Annotated in this window: 15 protein-coding genes; all 15 read right to left on the reverse strand. The window is 66.9% G+C overall.

Annotation, left to right across the window (positions count from 1 at the left end; translation table 11 throughout):
- Positions 1-72 precede the first annotated feature (72 nt).
- The 15 genes from ACNO8X_RS18140 to ACNO8X_RS18210 all read right to left on the reverse strand — a co-directional run bounded on the left by ACNO8X_RS18140 (position 73) and on the right by ACNO8X_RS18210 (position 16862).
- Positions 73-2415: a RelA/SpoT family protein gene (locus ACNO8X_RS18140; protein WP_418002128.1), complete on the reverse strand. Its 2343-nt coding sequence runs from the start codon at positions 2413-2415 to the stop codon at positions 73-75.
- Between the two features lie 41 nt (positions 2416-2456).
- Positions 2457-2981 carry an adenine phosphoribosyltransferase gene (locus tag ACNO8X_RS18145; protein WP_418002129.1) on the reverse strand — a complete coding sequence of 175 codons (525 nt, stop codon included), beginning with the start codon at positions 2979-2981 and terminating at the stop codon, positions 2457-2459.
- Complete coding sequence (locus ACNO8X_RS18150; RefSeq protein WP_418002130.1) at positions 2978-4618, reverse strand: ABC transporter substrate-binding protein; 1641 nt, start codon at positions 4616-4618, stop codon at positions 2978-2980. The genes ACNO8X_RS18145 and ACNO8X_RS18150 overlap by 4 nt, the downstream gene beginning before the upstream one ends.
- 6 nt (positions 4619-4624) lie before the next feature.
- Positions 4625-5836: a protein translocase subunit SecF gene (secF, locus tag ACNO8X_RS18155; protein WP_418002131.1), complete on the reverse strand. Its 1212-nt coding sequence runs from the start codon at positions 5834-5836 to the stop codon at positions 4625-4627.
- Between the two features lie 4 nt (positions 5837-5840).
- Positions 5841-7763: a protein translocase subunit SecD gene (gene secD, locus ACNO8X_RS18160; protein ID WP_418002132.1), complete on the reverse strand. Its 1923-nt coding sequence runs from the start codon at positions 7761-7763 to the stop codon at positions 5841-5843.
- Positions 7764-7829: 66 nt separating this feature from the next.
- Positions 7830-8162 (reverse strand): preprotein translocase subunit YajC, encoded by a 333-nt coding sequence (yajC, locus tag ACNO8X_RS18165; protein WP_418002133.1) that lies wholly within the window; start codon positions 8160-8162, stop codon positions 7830-7832.
- Positions 8163-8375: 213 nt separating this feature from the next.
- Positions 8376-9131: a transglycosylase SLT domain-containing protein gene (locus tag ACNO8X_RS18170; protein WP_418005950.1), complete on the reverse strand. Its 756-nt coding sequence runs from the start codon at positions 9129-9131 to the stop codon at positions 8376-8378.
- Between the two features lie 32 nt (positions 9132-9163).
- Positions 9164-9550, reverse strand: coding sequence for a DUF1304 domain-containing protein (locus tag ACNO8X_RS18175; RefSeq protein WP_260939240.1), 387 nt, complete (start codon positions 9548-9550; stop codon positions 9164-9166).
- Between the two features lie 5 nt (positions 9551-9555).
- The gene (gene ruvB / locus ACNO8X_RS18180) at positions 9556-10614 is read right to left on the reverse strand and encodes a Holliday junction branch migration DNA helicase RuvB (protein WP_418002134.1); all 1059 of its coding nucleotides are present in this window, start codon (positions 10612-10614) and stop codon (positions 9556-9558) included.
- On the reverse strand, positions 10611-11198 hold the full coding sequence (gene ruvA / locus ACNO8X_RS18185) for a Holliday junction branch migration protein RuvA (RefSeq protein ID WP_418002135.1): 588 nt from the start codon (positions 11196-11198) through the stop codon (positions 10611-10613). The genes ruvB and ruvA overlap by 4 nt, the downstream gene beginning before the upstream one ends.
- Positions 11195-11752 (reverse strand): crossover junction endodeoxyribonuclease RuvC, encoded by a 558-nt coding sequence (gene ruvC, locus ACNO8X_RS18190; RefSeq protein WP_043399186.1) that lies wholly within the window; start codon positions 11750-11752, stop codon positions 11195-11197. The genes ruvA and ruvC overlap by 4 nt, the downstream gene beginning before the upstream one ends.
- 77 nt (positions 11753-11829) lie before the next feature.
- Positions 11830-12147, reverse strand: a complete 318-nt coding sequence (locus ACNO8X_RS18195) for a hypothetical protein (RefSeq protein WP_418002136.1) — start codon at positions 12145-12147, stop codon at positions 11830-11832.
- A 12-nt stretch (positions 12148-12159) separates the two neighbouring features.
- Positions 12160-12915, reverse strand: a complete 756-nt coding sequence (locus ACNO8X_RS18200; RefSeq protein WP_043399196.1) for a YebC/PmpR family DNA-binding transcriptional regulator — start codon at positions 12913-12915, stop codon at positions 12160-12162.
- A gap of 100 nt (positions 12916-13015) precedes the next feature.
- The gene (locus ACNO8X_RS18205) at positions 13016-14785 is read right to left on the reverse strand and encodes a hypothetical protein (RefSeq protein ID WP_418002137.1); all 1770 of its coding nucleotides are present in this window, start codon (positions 14783-14785) and stop codon (positions 13016-13018) included.
- Positions 14786-14918: 133 nt separating this feature from the next.
- Positions 14919-16862: an ArnT family glycosyltransferase gene (locus tag ACNO8X_RS18210; protein ID WP_418002138.1), complete on the reverse strand. Its 1944-nt coding sequence runs from the start codon at positions 16860-16862 to the stop codon at positions 14919-14921.
- Positions 16863-16914 lie beyond the last annotated feature (52 nt).

Raw genomic sequence — 16914 nt, forward strand, 5'->3', positions numbered from 1 at the left:
CAGTCCTGCACCAATCTTGCGCAGCGTTGAGTACGAGTTTGCTCAAACCACGAGTTGCAGCAGAAACGCGTGCTACGCGGCCGAAGTCACGCGATACACGTCATACACGCCCTCGACGTTGCGCACGACGTTCAGCACATGACCGAGGTGCTTCGGGTCGCCCATTTCAAAAGTGAAGCGGCTGATCGCAACTCGATCGTTGGACGTGGTGACCGACGCCGACAGGATATTGACCTTCTCGTCGGCCAGCACCCGCGTGACATCGGACAACAGACGGTGACGGTCCAGCGCCTCGACCTGGATGGCCACCAGGAACACCGACGACGGCGACGGCGCCCACTTCACGTCGATGATGCGCTCGGCCTGCTCCTGCAGCGACGTGGCGTTGGTGCAGTCGGTACGGTGCACGCTGACGCCACCACCACGGGTGACGAAGCCCATGATGTTGTCGCCGGGCACCGGCGTGCAGCACTTCGCCAGTTTGCACAGCACGCCGGGCGCGCCCGGAACTGCCACGCCCACATCGTCATTCGTGCGGCGCCGCACCGGCATGGTGGCCGGAGTCGACCGTTCGGCGATCTCATCGGCAGCTTCGTCGTCACCACCGAGCGTGGCCACCAACCGCTGCACCACGTGCCGGGCCGAGACGTGGCCCTCGCCGACGGCGGTGTACAGCGCCGAGACATCTGCGTAGCGCAGCTCGCGGGCCAGTGTGGCCATCAGTTCGGCGTTCATCAACCGCTGCAACGGCATTCCGCTGCGGCGCACCTCGCGGGCAATGGCGTCCTTGCCGGTCTCCAGCGCCTCTTCGCGACGTTCCTTGGCGAACCACTGCCGGATCTTGGCCTTCGCCCGCGGTGACACCACGAACGTCTGCCAGTCCCGCGACGGTCCGGCGTTCTGCGCCTTGGAGGTGAAAACCTCGACCACTTCGCCGTTTTCGAGCTTGCGCTCCAGCGCCACCAGGCGCCCGTTGACCCGGGCGCCGATGCAACGGTGCCCGACCTCGGTGTGCACGGCGTACGCGAAGTCGACCGGCGTGGAACCGGCCGGCAGCGTGATCACGTCGCCCTTGGGCGTGAACACGAAAATCTCCTGCACGGCAAGGTCGTAACGCAGCGACTCCAGGAACTCGCCCGGGTCCGCGGCCTCTCGCTGCCAGTCGAGCAGCTGGCGCATCCACGCCATGTCGTCAATCTCGGTGGCATGGCCGCCAGCCGGTAACCCGTTGCGGCCCTTGGCTTCCTTGTACCGCCAGTGCGCCGCGATGCCGTATTCCGCGGTGCGGTGCATGTCGGTGGTGCGGATCTGCACCTCCAGCGGCTTACCCTCGGGGCCGACGACCGTCGTGTGCAACGACTGATAGACGCCGAACCGCGGCTGCGCGATGTAGTCCTTGAACCGTCCTGCCATCGGCTGCCACAGCGAGTGCACGACGCCGACGGCGGCGTAACAGTCCCGGATCTCATCGCAGAGAATGCGCACACCGACCAGGTCGTGGATGTCGTCGAAGTCGCGGCCCTTGACGATCATCTTCTGATAGATGGACCAGTAGTGCTTGGGCCGACCCTCAACCGTCGCGTTGATCTTCATGGCGAGTAGCGAATTGGCGATCTCGGCACGCACTTTGGCCAAATAGGTGTCTCGCGAGGGCGCCCGGTCAGCGACCAGCCGCACGATCTCCTCGTAGCGCTTGGGGTGCAGGATCGCGAAGGACAGATCCTCCAGCTCCCACTTGACGGTGGCCATACCGAGTCGATGAGCAAGCGGCGCAATGACTTCCAGCGTCTCGCGGGCCTTGCGGGCCTGCTTCTCGGGCGGCAGGAACCGCATGGTGCGCATGTTGTGCAGCCGGTCGGCAACCTTGATCACCAGCACGCGAGGATCGCGGGCCATGGCGATGATCATCTTGCGGATGGTCTCGGCCTCGGCCGCCGAACCGAGCACGACCTTGTCCAGCTTGGTGACGCCGTCGACCAGGTGGCCGACCTCGGTGCCGAACTCGGCGGTCAGCGCCTCCAGGGTGTAGCCGGTGTCCTCGACGGTGTCGTGCAGCAACGCGGCGACGAGCGTCGTGGTGTCCATGCCGAGTTCGGCCAGGATGTTGGCCACGGCCAGCGGATGGGTGATGTACGGGTCGCCGGACTTGCGCAGCTGCGGCGCGTGCCGCTCCTCCGCAATCTCGTAGGCACGCTGCAGGATCGCCAGGTCGGCCTTCGGATAGAACTCCCGATGCACCGCGACCAACGGCTCGAGGACCGGGTTGACCAGGCTGCGCTGAGCGGTCATCCGGCGCGCGAGCCGGGCACGTACGCGGCGAGACGCACTGACGGTGCCCTTGCCCGTTTCGAGTGACATCCCCGGCGTCGGCTCGGGCGGCGCCGATTGAACCTGCGTCACCTTGTCGTCAGCCAACGCCGCACACCTCCTACACCTGGTTTGTCGAGAATAGCCCCTCAGACCACGTACAGGCTGGTGACCGGCAGCGGTTCCAATACAGCGCGTCCACCCAGGCCATTCAGCTCCAGCACCACCGCCGCGGCGGTCACCGTCGCACCTGCCGCCTGCAGCAGACGGACCGTCGCAGCAACCGTTCCACCGGTGGCGAGCACGTCGTCTACGACAACAACGCGCCGGCCGGTCAGATCGATCCCATCGGCGGGAATCTCCAGCGTGGCGGTGCCGTACTCGAGCGCGTAGGCCTGGCTGTGCACGGGCGGCGGCAACTTCCCGCCCTTGCGTACCGCGAGGACACCGGTACCCAACCGCGTCGCGACCGCGGCGCCCAGCAGGAAGCCGCGGGCGTCGATACCGGCCACCAGATCCACGCCGTCAGCCACCTCGGCCAGCGCTGCCGTCACGGCCGCCAGTCCTCGGCCGTCGGCCAGCAGCGGCGTCAGATCCTTGAACTGGATACCGGGCTCCGGGAAATCCGGCACCTCCCGGACCAGTTCGGCGTAGAGGGCATTCAGGTCAGTCACTTGCTCCCCCAACGGTCCATGTTCCAGCCGGCACCCCACCGTGTGGGGTTGGCGCGCACCAACGTCATGTCGTTCGTCACCAGCAGGGTCCGCTGCTGGCGGTACAGCGGCAGGGTCGGCACGTCGCCCCACAGCACCGTCGCCCCCTCATCGAGCAGGCGCGCCTGCTCCTTGGGGTCGGTGGTGATCGCCAGGGCGGCGATGACGCCGTCGACCCGCTCGTTGGCATATCCCGACAGGTCGTTGCCGTTGCCGCTGTGCAGGGCGTACGAATCCACCACCGACGAACCACTGGACCCGCTACCCGCGGCTCCCCCGCCACCGGACAGCAACACGTCAATGTCGTTGGCGCGCAGGCTTTGTGCGCCCGTCGTCGGCGATGCCACCTCCTGCACGGTGATGCCGGCAGCGGCGCACGACTTGGTGATCGCGGCGACCACCGACGCCAGTCGGGCATCCGGGCCGCGATACCCCATCCGCACCGTCAGGGGCTGGCCGTTGATGGCAGCGCGCGCGCCGTCCACGTCGGCGGCGGCGAATTGTCCACTCGCATCCACGTTTTCGGCCACCGCCAGGGAATCGTCGGACGCGGTGTTCAGCCGGGCGTTGCTGATCGGCACCCCGACCGCGGCGGCGATGGCGTCCCGCGGCGTGCAGAGCGCGACGGCACGGCGCGCACCGGGATCGGCCAGCGCGCCCTGGGCCGCGAAGATCAACTGCTGGATGTCATCGGACGCGCTGTCCTTGCGGGTGTAACTCGCCGGCACATCGTCCTTGCCGATCACACCAGCGGCGACATCGACGATCTCGGCCTTGCCCGACTTGATCCGGCTCGCCAGGTCGGCGCCGCGCGGTGACACCGTGATCTTGCCGATCACCGGCTTGGCGCCCCACCATTTGTCGTTGGCCGCCAAGGTGATCGAGCCGTCCTTGGCCACCGACGCCAGCTTGTACGGGCCGGCCGACGGGAACCGCTTGAGGTCCACATCGGGTTTCAGATCCCAGGTGGTGTTCCAGGCCTCGGCGATCTTGTCGATGGTCGGTCCGTCGCCGGTTTGCAGCGCCTTCGCCACTCCGCCGTCGCCGAGGCCCAGGGCGTCGTCCAGCACGTGCGCCGGCAGCATCGACGTCGCGGCGAACAACTGCCCGTAGTCCGTGACCGCGCGGTCACGGACAAAGACGGCGCGGGCCCGCTTCTGGCCCGGGGTGCAGTCGACGGCCGCGAGATCGGCGTATCCGGCGCGGCTGGCCGCGTCGAACGCCGGGAACTGACCCGATTGCGCAGCCCAGGCCAGCACCATGTCGTCGCAGGTGACGGGCTTGCCGTCGGAGTACACGGCGCTGTCGTTGATCTTGTAGTCGAGGGTCAGCGGGGCGCGGCCGACGACAGAGACGGTGCCGAAGTCACGGTCGGCGACCACCTGCCCGTCGGGCCCGCGAAAGTTGAAGCCCGTCTGCACCCGCGAAAAGGCCTGCGGCGCACCGGATGCCGCGCCGACGACCGACGCGGTGTTGTAGGTGGGCAGAGCGCCGTCGACGATGTAGTCGACGGCGTCAGCCGAACTGTCACAACCGGTTAGGCCGAAACCGGCCACCAACATCACCGCACCGGCCAATGCGCGGAACCGCACAGGCATGGTGGGCTAGCCCCGGCTGTTTCGCTTACCCGACGGCTTACCGGTGGGCCGCAACGGCTTGGCCCCCGGCGCCGGCTTTGCCGGTGCGTCCACTACACCGACCGCCACCTCATCGCCACCGGAAGTACCGCGCTCGGTCGACGACTTGCGACGGTTGAGCACGCGGCGGGTGTGGTTCTTCACCAGGTCGGTGCGCTCGCGCATCGACACCAGCAGCGGGGTGGCGAAGAAGATCGACGCGTAGTGGCCGGTGAAGATACCAATCAGCTGGACCAGGGCCAGGTCCTTCAGCGTCCCGACACCGAGCATCCACACTGCGATCACCATCAAGGCGACGATCGGCAGCATCGCGATCAGGCCCGTGTTGATGGACCGCATAAATGTCTGGTTGACCGCCAAGTTGGCCTGTTCGGCGTATGTGCGTCTAGTGGTGTGCTCGAAACCGTGGGTGTTCTCCTCCACCTTGTCGAACACAACGACAGTGTCGTAGATGGAATATCCCAGAATCGTCAGCAGCCCGATCACGGTTGCTGGGGTTACTTCCCATCCGACAAGCGAGTAAATGCCAGCGGTGGTGACGACCGTGTAGAACATCGCGGCCGATGCCGCAGCCGCCATGTAGGGCTCATATCGTACTGCGACGTAGAGCGCCGCCAAGATGACGAACACCACCAGCGCTATGACGCCCTTGTGGGTGATCTGCTGACCCCACGTCTCGGACACTCCGGAATCGCTGATCGCCAGCTTGCTCGGCTGTCCGTCTTTGCCCTTCGGCTGGATTTTGTCGAACAGCGCGCTGCGGAGCTTGTCTACTTCGTCGTTCGACAGCGTCGTCGACCGAATCTGCACCGTCGCCGAGTCACCCGTGCCAACGGTCTGGACCGACTGAGGAGCCTTGCCCAATGTCTTGGTAAAGACACCCTCGACCTCCTGCACCGTGGCTGTTTCGTGTGCGCCGGCGGCCGGCAACGAAACCTGGGTACCACCGATGAAGTCGATGCCGAACGTGAAACCGCGGATGATGATGCTGGCGATGCCGATCGTGAGGATCAGACCGCTGACCGTGAACCACACCTTCCGTCGGCCGATGATGTTGAACGCCCCGGTGCCGGTGTAAAGCTGCGTGAGGAAGCCGTGCTTCGGCGCGCTGACGGACTCGATGTCGGGCGGTTCGATGACGCTCGTCGTGTCGAGGTCATTGGAATCGTTCGCAGCCATCTGCCTATCCCTGTTCCGTGGCCGCATATGAGGCGGCTCGTCGTTCCTGTGCGATCCGCTGCACCGCGCCCAACCCGTTGAACGCCGGCTTGGCAATCGTGCGGGACTTCGACGCCAGATACACCAGCGGCCACGTCACCAGGAACACCACGACGACGTTGATGATGGTCATCAGGCCGGTGGTGAACGCGAAGCCCTTCACCTGCCCGACGGCCAGGATGTAGAGCACCACGGCTGCCAACAACGTGACTGCGTTGCCCGACAGGATTGTCTTGCGGGCCCGCGTCCAACCTCGTGGCACCGCCGAACGGAACGATCGGCCTTCGCGGATCTCGTCCTTGATACGTTCGAATAGCACCACGAACGAGTCCGCAGTTGTGCCGATGCTGATGATGATGCCGGCGACACCTGCCAGGTCCAGCGTGTAGTTGATGTATCTGCCCAGCAGTACCAGCAGCGCGAAAACCATTGCGCCGGAGACGATCAACGACAAGGCGACAAGCAGTCCGAGCAAGCGGTAATAGATCAGCGAATACAGCAGCACGAGCGCAAGACCGATCGCACCGGCGATCAAGCCCGCCTTCAGCGATGTCAAGCCGAGCGTGGCCGACACGGTTTGGGCCTCCGACGACTCGAACGACAGCGGCAGCGAGCCGTACTTCAGCACGTTGGCCAGGTCCTTCGCCGTGGTGGCGTTGAAGTGGCCGGTGATCTGCGTGCGTCCGCCCGGAATCGCTTCCTGGATGGCCGGCGCGCTGACCACCTGGGAGTCGAGTACGAAGGCGGTCTGGGTGCCGATGTTGGCGGCGGTGAAAGTCGCCCAGACATCGGCGGCCTTCTCCTTGAACGTGACGTCGACGACGTACTCGCCCTGCTGCTGATTCAGGCCCGACGACGCGTCCTTGATCTCATCGCCGCTGATGATCGACTTGTCCAGCAGGTAGACCTCTTTGTGGTCCTTGGAGCAGGTCACCAGTGGCAGGTTCGGATCGTCGTTGCCGGCCAGGACGTCCTGCTGATCGCAGCGGGTGGCCTGGAACTGCAGCGCCAGCAGTTGGATCTGCGGCTGGGTGCTCTGGCGCAGGGCCTTCTCGTCGGCGATGCGCTGGGCCAGCTCGGCCTTGGGACCGTGCGCATCGGGCCCGCCCGGTGCGGGCGCACCTGGAGCCGGAGCACCAGGAGCCGGAGCGCCAGGAGCCGGAGCGCCGGGCGCGGGTGTGCCGGGTTCGGCGGGCGCGGGTGCGCCGGGTTCGGCGGGCGCGGGTGCCGGAGGGGTCGGGCTATCAGACGGCGCCGGGGTCGGCTCCTCGGGGAACGGCCGCGGCTGCGGGGCCGGGGCGGGCGCCGGAGCAGTGGATGCCGGGTGCGCGGGCATGCCCGGCGTCGGCGGGGTGATCGGGGCCTCGGGCTCGGCCGGGGCGATCAGCGGCGGCATCCCGCCGGGACCGCCGGGCATCGGCAGAATGCCCGGAGGCAGGCCGGGAGCACCAGGAGCTCCGGGAGCTCCGGGCGCCGGCGCGGCGGGCTTCGCGGGCTGCGCACCCTGAGCCGGGATGACGTGCACGACGGGCCGGATGTACAGCCGCGCGGTCTGCCCAAGGTTGCGGGCTTCGCTGCCGTCCTGACCGGGCACGGTGATGATCAGGTTCGAACCGTCGATCACAACCTCGGAGCCGGAGACACCGAGACCGTTCACGCGGGAACCGATGATCTCCTGCGCCTGGATCAGCGCCTCGCGAGACGGGGCCGAGCCGTCAGGGGTACGTGCAGTCAGGGTGACCCGGGTACCGCCCTGCAAGTCGATGCCCAGCTTGGGCTTGGCCTGCTTGTCGCCGGTGAGAAACACCAGTAGATAGGCACCGACGAGCAGCGCCAGGAACAACGACAAATAGCGGTATGGGTGCACCGGCGCCGAAGACGATGCCACTGTTCTAGGGTCTCCTTGAGATCGGTACGGTCAGCCCCGCAAAGGGTACGTGCTGGTGCGGGAATGTCAGCCTTCGGTCTTCGGCGCGCCCTCTTCGGCGGACGCCGCAGTCAATTCTTCCGAGTCCTCAGCGGCGTCCTCGGTGGCCTCGATGCGGTCGCGCACGGCCAGCTTCATCCAGGTGGTGACGACGCCGGGCGCGATCTCCAGATCGACGTTGTCGTCGTCGATCCGGGCGATGGTGGCCAGCAGACCGGAGGTGGTGTGCACGCGGTCGCCGACATTCAGCGAGTTGTGCAGGTCGATGGTGGCCTGCATCTGCTTCCGCTGACGCCGCGATGCGAAGAACATGAACGCACCCATGACCAGGAGCAGCGGCAGGAAGACAACCAAATCCATGACAGCGAAAATCTTTCGTTCTGTTGATTCTGTGAACAGGCAGGCGAGCCGGACCAACCGATCGCCGTGCCGCGGTACTGACCAGTGTGCCATCACGGACGTCAGTGCCCGCAACCGGCGCAATCGCTGACCCGCCGAAACGGCATTCCAGCAGGCGACTACTCGCACTTCCTCTGCTGGAATGCCGTTTCGGCGAGGGACCAGGGCATGGGACTAGCGCGTGGCGGGGTACCCGACGGGCAGCAGCACGTCGCCCGACGTGGTGCGGAAGTAGACCTGCCATTGGTAGTAGCCGGCGAACGCGGCGGGATCGGCTGCCAGCACCGCCGCGTAATCGTTGACCGCGCGGACATAGGCGCCGGAATGGTTGTAGTGGTGCACGGCGCGGTCGTGATCGGCGGCGAAACCGTTGGCGGCCAGGTAGCGACCGGCCGCCAGGATCGAGTCCCGGGGCGCGCGGATGTCGCCGGACCCGTACGCGGCGAACGTCGACGGCAGGAACTGCATGGGGCCCTGCGCCCCGGCCGTGCTGTCGCCGTTGATCCGGCCGAACCGCGACTCGATCAGGTTGATCGCCGCGAGGTAGGTCCAGTCGACCCCGGAGGCCGCCTCGGCCTCGCGGTAGTAGCCGAGCAGTTCGTCGGCGGGCGCCGGCGGCTGAATGGTCCACGGCGGGATGGCGTCGCGCGGCGGCGTCATGCCGAACAGCTGGCGGCCGGCGTCGACGTTGCGGTCGTAGGCCGCGGCCAGCGTCGGCGGGATACGCGGGGCGATGACCGCATCCCACTCCGGATGCCTGGCGATCTCGCGGTACGCCGTCTGTTGCCGGTGCGCAGCAGCAATCAGTGCGGGTTCCGGCGTCGCCGGATCGCGCACGGCCTGTTCGTCGGCGACCAGGCCGTCGGCGAGTTGCACCGGGTCAGGACCGGGATCCGCAGCAGACGTGCCGCCACCGGTGAACGCCAGCACGACAGCAACAACGACTGTCGCGCAGCGGCGGATCACCCCAGGGATCCGATCAGCAACGCGGCGATACCGAGCACCGGCAAGGTGCCCTGGGTGATGGCCGCCCGCGCCTTGTCCGGGGACGACAGCAGCAGCACCAGCGCCGCGGCGGCCATGGACCCGATGCCCGCGAAGATCAGCGCCAGGCCGATTCCCTTGCACCCCATGATGATTGCCGCGATACCGACGGCGGTGACGATGGCCAGGAACAGGTTGTAGAACCCCTGGTTGAAGGCCAACTCCTTGGTGTCCACCGCCTGCTGCTCAGTGAGGCCGAAGGTGGCCCTGGTCCGCGGCGAAGTCCAGGTGAGCGACTCCATCACGAAGATGTACACGTGCAACAGCGCGGCCAGGCCGGCAACGATCAACCCTGCAGTCAGCATGGGTCCTATTCAAACAGCCCGGACTGACCAAATCCGTTTATCGGCGGTTGCAGGCCCAGATGAGTCCACGCTTGCGGGGTCGCCACGCGCCCCCGCGGAGTCCGCGCGATCATCCCCGCCCGCACCAGGAACGGCTCGCACACCTCCTCGACGGTGGTGGCCTCCTCCCCGACCGCGACCGCCAATGTCGAGACGCCGACCGGCCCGCCGCCGAAACTCTTTGTCAGAGCGGTCAATACGGCCCGGTCCAGCCGATCCAGGCCGAGCTCGTCGACGTCATACACCGCCAGCGCCGCCTTGGCGACGTCACGGGTGATGACGCCGTCCGCGCGGACCTCGGCGTAGTCACGGACCCGGCGCAGCAGCCGGTTGGCGATACGGGGCGTGCCGCGGGATCGCCGCGCCACCTCGGCGCCGGCTTCCACACCGAGCTCGATGCCGAGGATGCCGGCCGAACGGGCCAGCACGCGCTCCAGCTCGGGCGGTTCGTAGAAGTCCATGTGCGCGGTGAAACCGAACCGGTCGCGCAGCGGGCCGGTCAACGCGCCCGACCGGGTCGTCGCGCCGACCAGGGTGAACGGCGCGACCTCCAGGGGAATCGACGTCGCGCCGGGGCCCTTGCCGACCACCACGTCGACCCGGAAGTCCTCCATGGCGAGGTACAGCATCTCCTCGGCGGGCCGGGCGATGCGGTGAATCTCGTCGATGAACAGGACGTCACCCTCGACCAGGTTGCTGAGCATCGCGGCCAGGTCGCCGGCACGTTCCAGGGCAGGTCCCGAGGTGACGCGTAGCGACGAACTCAGCTCGGCGGCGATGATCATCGCCAGCGACGTCTTGCCGAGACCGGGCGGGCCGGACAGCAGGATGTGGTCGGGCGTGCCGCCGCGGTTCTTGGCGCCTTCGAGCACCAGTTGCAGCTGTTCCCGGACCCGGGGCTGGCCGATGAACTCACGCAGCGACTTGGGCCGCAGGCTGGCGTCGACGTCGCCTTCACCGACGGTCAGCGCGGGTGAGACGTCGCGCTCGTCGGGTTCGACGCCGTCGTCCTCGAACCGGCTCACTTCTTACCCAACATCGACAGGGCCGACCGCAACGCGGTCGCGGTGTTGGCTTCGGGATCGTTGGCCAGCACCTTGTCGGTGGCCTCTTCGGCCTGCTTGGCCGGAAAGCCAAGTCCGATAAGGGCTTCCACAACCGGACCGCGAATGGAATTCCCGCCGGCAACACCGACGCCGGCACCTGCCGTCGCGCCGATCTTGTCGCGCAGTTCCAGGACCATGCGCTCGGCGCCGCGCTTGCCGATGCCGGGCACCCGGGTCAGCGCCGTGACGTCACCATCGGCCAGCGCCTGCCGCAACGTCGGGGCGTCGTAGACCGCCAACGTCGCCAGCGCGATCTTCGGACCGACGCCGGATACCCCGAGCAGTACGTTGAACAGGTCCCGGGCGTCGGAGTCGGCGAAGCCGTACAGCGTCTGGGAATCCTCGCGCACGATCATCGCGGTGATCAGTCGGGACTCGGTGCCGCGGCGCAGGGTGGACAGGGTCGCCGGGGTGGCCATGATCTTGTAGCCGACGCCGGCGGCCTCGATCACCGCGTGATCGAGTGCGATGTCGATGACGTCGCCACGGACCGATGCGATCATGCGCGTGCCGCCTTCACCTTCGCTGCGTACTGCTTCTTGAATTCGGCCGCCTTGGCCTCCGCCTCGGCCATCCGGGCGATCATCGGCGCCCGCCAGCAGTGACAGATGGCCAGGGCCAGGGCGTCGGCGGCGTCGGCTGGAGTTGGTTTCTGTTGCAGCCCAAGGATTTTGGTAACCATGGTGGTGACCTGCGCCTTGTCCGCGCGACCGTTGCCGGTGACCGCGGCCTTCACCTCACTGGGCGTGTGGAAATGCACGTCGATCCCCCGCCGGGCGGCCGCCAGCGCGATGACGCCGCCGGCCTGCGCGGTGCCCATGGCGGTGTTGGCGTTCTGGTTGGCGAACACCCGCTCGATGGCGATGACATCGGGGCGGTGCGTGTCCATCCAGTGCTCGACGGTGTCGCTGATGGTCAGCAGTCGGCGGTGCAGCTCGACGTCGGACGGGGTACGCACCACGTCGACATCGAGCGCGGTGACCTTGCGCCCCGTGCCTCCCTCGACCATCGAGAGGCCACAGCGCGTCAGACCGGGGTCGACGCCCATCACCCGCACGCCTACTCCTCACTAGATCCCGAACAGCTGTTCGATAGCTTAGCGGGCGGCGACGACAGGTTGCGCCAGGGACACGCTCAGATCTGGAAGTACCCGGACCGCGAGCCCTGCTGAATCTCCTGAGCCAGCTCGGCGATGCGCGCTTCGGACGCTCCCCACCAGCGGACCAGTTCACGGTGCGCCTGGACGCCCTCGCGTTCGACGATGATCGACCAGCGGGCCCCGAACAGCTTGGCCAGCAGCCAGAACGGCCAGACCAGCAGGAACGGCAGCGCCAGCGCGACTGCCAACCAATCCATCAACGCGAAGTCGAGTGCGTCGAGCGTGTCCGAATACGGCCACCAGCGCCGACGCACGCGCCACTGCGTCCCGTCGGGATCCTTTACTACCGGCATGCCGAAGGCCGACTACTCCTCGTCGAGCTGTGCGGCGACGTCGTCGGGGATGTCGACGTTGGTGTACACGTTCTGCACGTCGTCACTGTCCTCGAGGGCGTCGACCAGCTTGAACACCTTGCGGGCGCCCTCAATATCGACGGTCACCGACACCGACGGCTGGAAACCGGACTCGGCTGAGTCGTAGTCGATGCCGGCGTCCTGCAGTGCGGTGCGCACGGCGACCAGGTCGGTCGGCTCGCAGATCACTTCGAATGCCTCGCCAAGGTCGTTGACCTCTTCGGCACCGGCGTCCAGGACGGCCATCAGCACGTCGTCCTCGGTCTGGCCGTTCTTCTCGAGGGTGATGATGCCCTTGCGGGAGAACAGGTAGGACACCGAACCGGGGTCGGCCATGTTGCCGCCGTTGCGGGTCATGGCGACGCGGACCTCACCGGCGGCGCGGTTGCGGTTGTCGCTCAGGCACTCGATCAGCACCGCGACACCGTTGGGGCCGTAGCCCTCGTACATGATGGTCTGCCAGTCGGCGCCGCCGGCTTCTTCGCCCGCACCGCGCTTGCGCGCCCGCTCGATGTTGTCGTTGGGGACCGAGGTCTTCTTGGCCTTCTGGATGGCGTCGTACAGAGTCGGGTTGCCGCCGGGGTCACCACCGCCGGTGCGTGCAGCGACCTCGATGTTCTTGATGAGCTTGGCGAACTCTTTACCTCGGCGCGCGTCCTTGACGGCCTTCTGGTGTTTGGTTGTCGCCCACTTGGAATGGCCGCTCATGCGTGTCCGCCCTCTTTCTGATCAAACGTCAGCTGACCAGTCTACGTGGGAGGACGGCACGTCCCGCGCGGGCTCAAGATGGGCGAGCTGGTGCGTGAGATCAGTGCCCGAACGAACAGCTGTGCACGAGCTTCTGCACCGATCGTGGAAATGAGGGGCACTGGAAGTGGAGGTCCGTGCCCGGCCCGTCGACCACCGTCAGCCGGTCTGCAGACACCGGGCTGCGGCGGAGAACGACGGTGCCCGGCTCGAGCTCGATGCCGTCGAACTTGATGATGGCGACATACCAGCCGGCCTCAGCTTCTTCGAGATCGTCGACGTGGAAGAGCGGCCGCCCGTTCTTGAACAATCCCGTCGGCTTCTCAGCCTTCAACGCGTTGATGACGTCGTCGTCCGACGGTCCGCTGAACGCCGACACCGTGATGGACAGAGCTGCGATCACGGCGACGCCGACGGCTGCCACGAGCAACGACTTGCCGGTCGTCATCGCAGGCTGGGTCGCCACACCGCTTGCCACGGCCCGATTCCAGCCGGCTATCAGTTCGCGGTCGTAACCCTCCTGCCGGATTCGCACGTCGGTGTAAATCAGCGCCTGCAGGACGCGGAAAAACCCGATCATCACTCCCAACACGGCAGCGAACACGAGCAGGTCGCCTGCGGCCAGCACCGGACTTTCGAACAGGTTCGTCAGGATCTGCTCACCCAGCAGGGCACCGTAGCCCCAAAAGACCAGCACCATGCACACACTCCACAGCGCATGGATACCGAGGATGCGCCAGAACGCCGGCTTGAGCAGTTGCACCGAGCGCTGGAGCGCGGCGCCGACGCCGCGTCCCTCGACCACGACGGCGATCGGCGCCAGGCTGAGCAGCAGACCCAGGCCGAAATAGAGCGGGAACATCACCACGAACGCCAGCACCAGACCGCCCGGCCCGGCCAGTGCGATCATCATCTTCGGGCTGCTGGTCAGAATCAGGTAGAAGACGAACTGCGGCAGAAACAGGATCAGGTAGAACGCCAGCGTCAGCCGGCATACCGCGAACATGCGCCGACGAGCCTGCTGGAATACGTCGCGCGACTGGATCGGCAGGCCGCGCACCGCCCGGTCGGTCGTGATGACCGTCAGAGAAATCAGCAGCGCATCCGCCGGTAACGCGATCAGGGCGATCACCACGAAATAGATGACCCAGACCGCCAACATTCCGGTCATCAGGCTGTCGATGTCGGCCAGGCCACCGGCACCGAACGAGGTCGATGCCTTCACCACGACCACACCGATCGTCGTAGCCGACGCATAGACGAACAGCACGAAGGCGACCATGATCGCGACCGGGATACCCAGCAGTGCCGGCCAATACCGGATCATGATCTTCGCGGTGCCGCTGAAGATCTCGGGAATTGCCATGGCACGCAACGGAATCAATGGGGTTGGGGGGCCGGGCGAGGTGGCTCCGGCCGGCCCGGGTTGCGGCGCTGCCTGCGGTTCCCGCACCGGAACCGTCGATGCAGTGTGGTGCTGACGCAGGTACGTCCCGCCGAGGCCACACGCCGCGGCCAGCAGCACCCAACCCAAACTCGAGGAGACGACCGCCGCCACGAGCAGACAAACTCCTGCCGCGACCCATAGCAAGTGCCATGGCTTCAGGGCCGGACCCGCTCCGGACGCGTTCGAAGCGCCCGGCGGCTGGTAGAAGCCGGACCCGTGGTTGGTTTGCGGCGGACCCGACACCACGCCGAAGCCCGGTGCGCCCTGCGACGACGGTGAGTATGGGCTGGCCGGGCCGTAGTGCTGGGCGGCCTCGCGCCGGAATTCAGCGTGTGGATCGCCAGCATGCGCCGACTCATCGTGTCCAGCATCCCAATTCGGCATCGCAACTCCTTCGGCCGAGATGAATTTGCTGGATTACAACACGGCACCGAACGCGGCTGATATCGGCCGAACGGATGACACGTCGCCACGGGAGCGACTGCCATCTCGATTGTTAGCTCAGACGGTCGATCGGCTACTTCTTGAGCGGCAGCATCAGGTTGTAGACGGTGTCGGAACCGACCTTCATCGGCGCGAAGTTGGCGCTCACCCAGTCGGCGATGTCGCTGTGCGCATCGGCGCCCCAGTGCCCCTTGCTGTCGGACACGATGTAGTACGCCACTTCGTGATTGGCCACGTAGGACTGGAACTGCTGCAGCGTCGGCGCCGGGTCGCTGCCGCCGAACCCACCGATTGCGATGACGGGCGTGCGGGTGTCGAGCTCCAGACCGGCGGCCGGCGACGACCGGTCGATCGCGGCGGACCACTTCGTGGTGGTGGCCTTGAGCAGCGCGTTCAGTTGGGGGTTGTCGTCACGCTGACCGAAGCCGCCGTGTCCCTTGTCGTCCTTGTCCGCCGGGCCGACGGACGGGCCGCCACCGAGATGCGGCTGTCCGAAGGTCGCAAGCGAGTAGGCCACCGACCCCCCGGCCGCGCCGAACATCGCGAGACCCAGCGCCAACGTCGCGATGCGCTTGCGGTTGTCCCCGGCACCGGCCCACACGAGTGCCGCGGCGCCGACAATGGCGGCGACCAGGATCACCCAGCGCAATGCGGGCAACCAGTCGGCGTTACGGCCCAGGATCACGAAGCCCCACACCCCGCTGGCCAAAAGGACTGTCGTCAAACCGATCCGGTGGAACAGGGATTTCCGGCGGCGCCAGAACTCGATGACGAAGATCGCGAACATCGCGGCCATCGCCGGAGCCAGCGCGAGGCAGTAGTACGGGTGCACGTTGGTCTTCATGAAGCTCAGCACCAGGCCGACGCTCACCAGCCAGCCGCCGAACAGGATGGCGCCGGCACGGACCCGGTCGGTGCGGGGCGCCCGCCCGCGAGAGATCAGCACCAGCACGGTGGCCAGTAGCGCGGCCGGCACCAGCCAGCCGATCTCGAAGCCGAACTCGCCGGTGAACAGCCGCGGCAGGCCCTGGGTCTGATCGCCGAAGCCGCCGTGATGGCCTGCCGTTTTCATCGCCTCGCCGGCGGCATGCCCGGCGTGCTCACCGGTGATGGTGTGCACCGTCGACGGCTTGTCGGGGTCGGTCTTGCCCATGTGGTTCTTGCCCAGCACGCGACCGAATCCGTTGTAGCCCAACACCAGATTCATGAAGCTGTTGTCGGTCGAACCCGCCATGTACGGGCGCGACGACGCAGGCCACAGGATCGTCAGCACCACGAACCAGCCGGCGGAGACCAGCAGGGCGCCCAACGCACCCAGCAGATGCCATAGCCGGCTGCGCAGCGCGACCGGCGCGGCGATCAGGTAAGTCAGACCGAGGGCCGGCGCCACCATCACGCCTTCGAGCATCTTGGCCAGGAACGCGAACCCGAGTGCGACACCGGCCAGCGCCATCCACTTGGCGCCCTTCTCTTTCAACGCCCGGACGGTGAAGTAGGCGGCCAGCGTCATCAGCAGCACCATGGCCGCGTCCGGATTGTTGAAGCGGAACATCATCGCGGACACCGGGGTCAGGGCGAGAACCGCGCCGGCGAGCAGGCCGGCGGCCGGACCACTGATCCGTCGTACCGCGGCGTAGAGCAGCCAGACCGAGCCGACGGCCATCAGCGCCTCGGGGATCAGCATGCTCGCGCTGCTGAAGCCGAAGATCTGGCCGGACAGGGCCATCACCCACTGCGACAGCGGCGGCTTGTCGACGGTGATGACGTTGTTCGGGTCGATGGACCCGAACAGCAGCGCCTCCCAGTTCCGCGAACCGGCCCACACCGCGGCGGCGTAGAACTGGTTGCCCATGCCGTTGACGGTGATGTTCCACAGGTAGCCGATCGCGGTGACGATCAGGAGCAGGGCCAGCGCCGAGCGCTCACCGGTCTTGGTGGCGAGACTCCAGCGACGCGGTGCCGGGGTCTGCGGCTCGTCCGTCGGGGCGTCCAGAACGGCAGCGGATGTCGTACTCACCCGACCATTAAGGCAGCTCCAGCTATGGCCGAGCTGTGAAGCGGGCGAGCCA

Source organism: Mycobacterium sp. PDNC021, assembly GCF_048282635.1.
Lineage (GTDB): Bacteria > Actinomycetota > Actinomycetes > Mycobacteriales > Mycobacteriaceae > Mycobacterium > Mycobacterium llatzerense.

Coding starts and splice junctions, on each gene's coding strand:
- ACNO8X_RS18150 (WP_418002130.1), bottom strand. CDS start 4,618: ATGCCTGTGCGGTTCCGCGCATTGGCCGGTGCGGTGATGTTGGTGGCC.
- secF (WP_418002131.1), bottom strand. CDS start 5,836: ATGGCTGCGAACGATTCCAATGACCTCGACACGACGAGCGTCATCGAA.
- yajC (WP_418002133.1), bottom strand. CDS start 8,162: ATGGATTTGGTTGTCTTCCTGCCGCTGCTCCTGGTCATGGGTGCGTTC.
- ACNO8X_RS18175 (WP_260939240.1), bottom strand. CDS start 9,550: ATGCTGACTGCAGGGTTGATCGTTGCCGGCCTGGCCGCGCTGTTGCAC.
- ruvA (WP_418002135.1), bottom strand. CDS start 11,198: ATGATCGCATCGGTCCGTGGCGACGTCATCGACATCGCACTCGATCAC.
- ACNO8X_RS18195 (WP_418002136.1), bottom strand. CDS start 12,147: ATGCCGGTAGTAAAGGATCCCGACGGGACGCAGTGGCGCGTGCGTCGG.
- ACNO8X_RS18200 (WP_043399196.1), bottom strand. CDS start 12,915: ATGAGCGGCCATTCCAAGTGGGCGACAACCAAACACCAGAAGGCCGTC.
- ACNO8X_RS18205 (WP_418002137.1), bottom strand. CDS start 14,785: ATGCCGAATTGGGATGCTGGACACGATGAGTCGGCGCATGCTGGCGAT.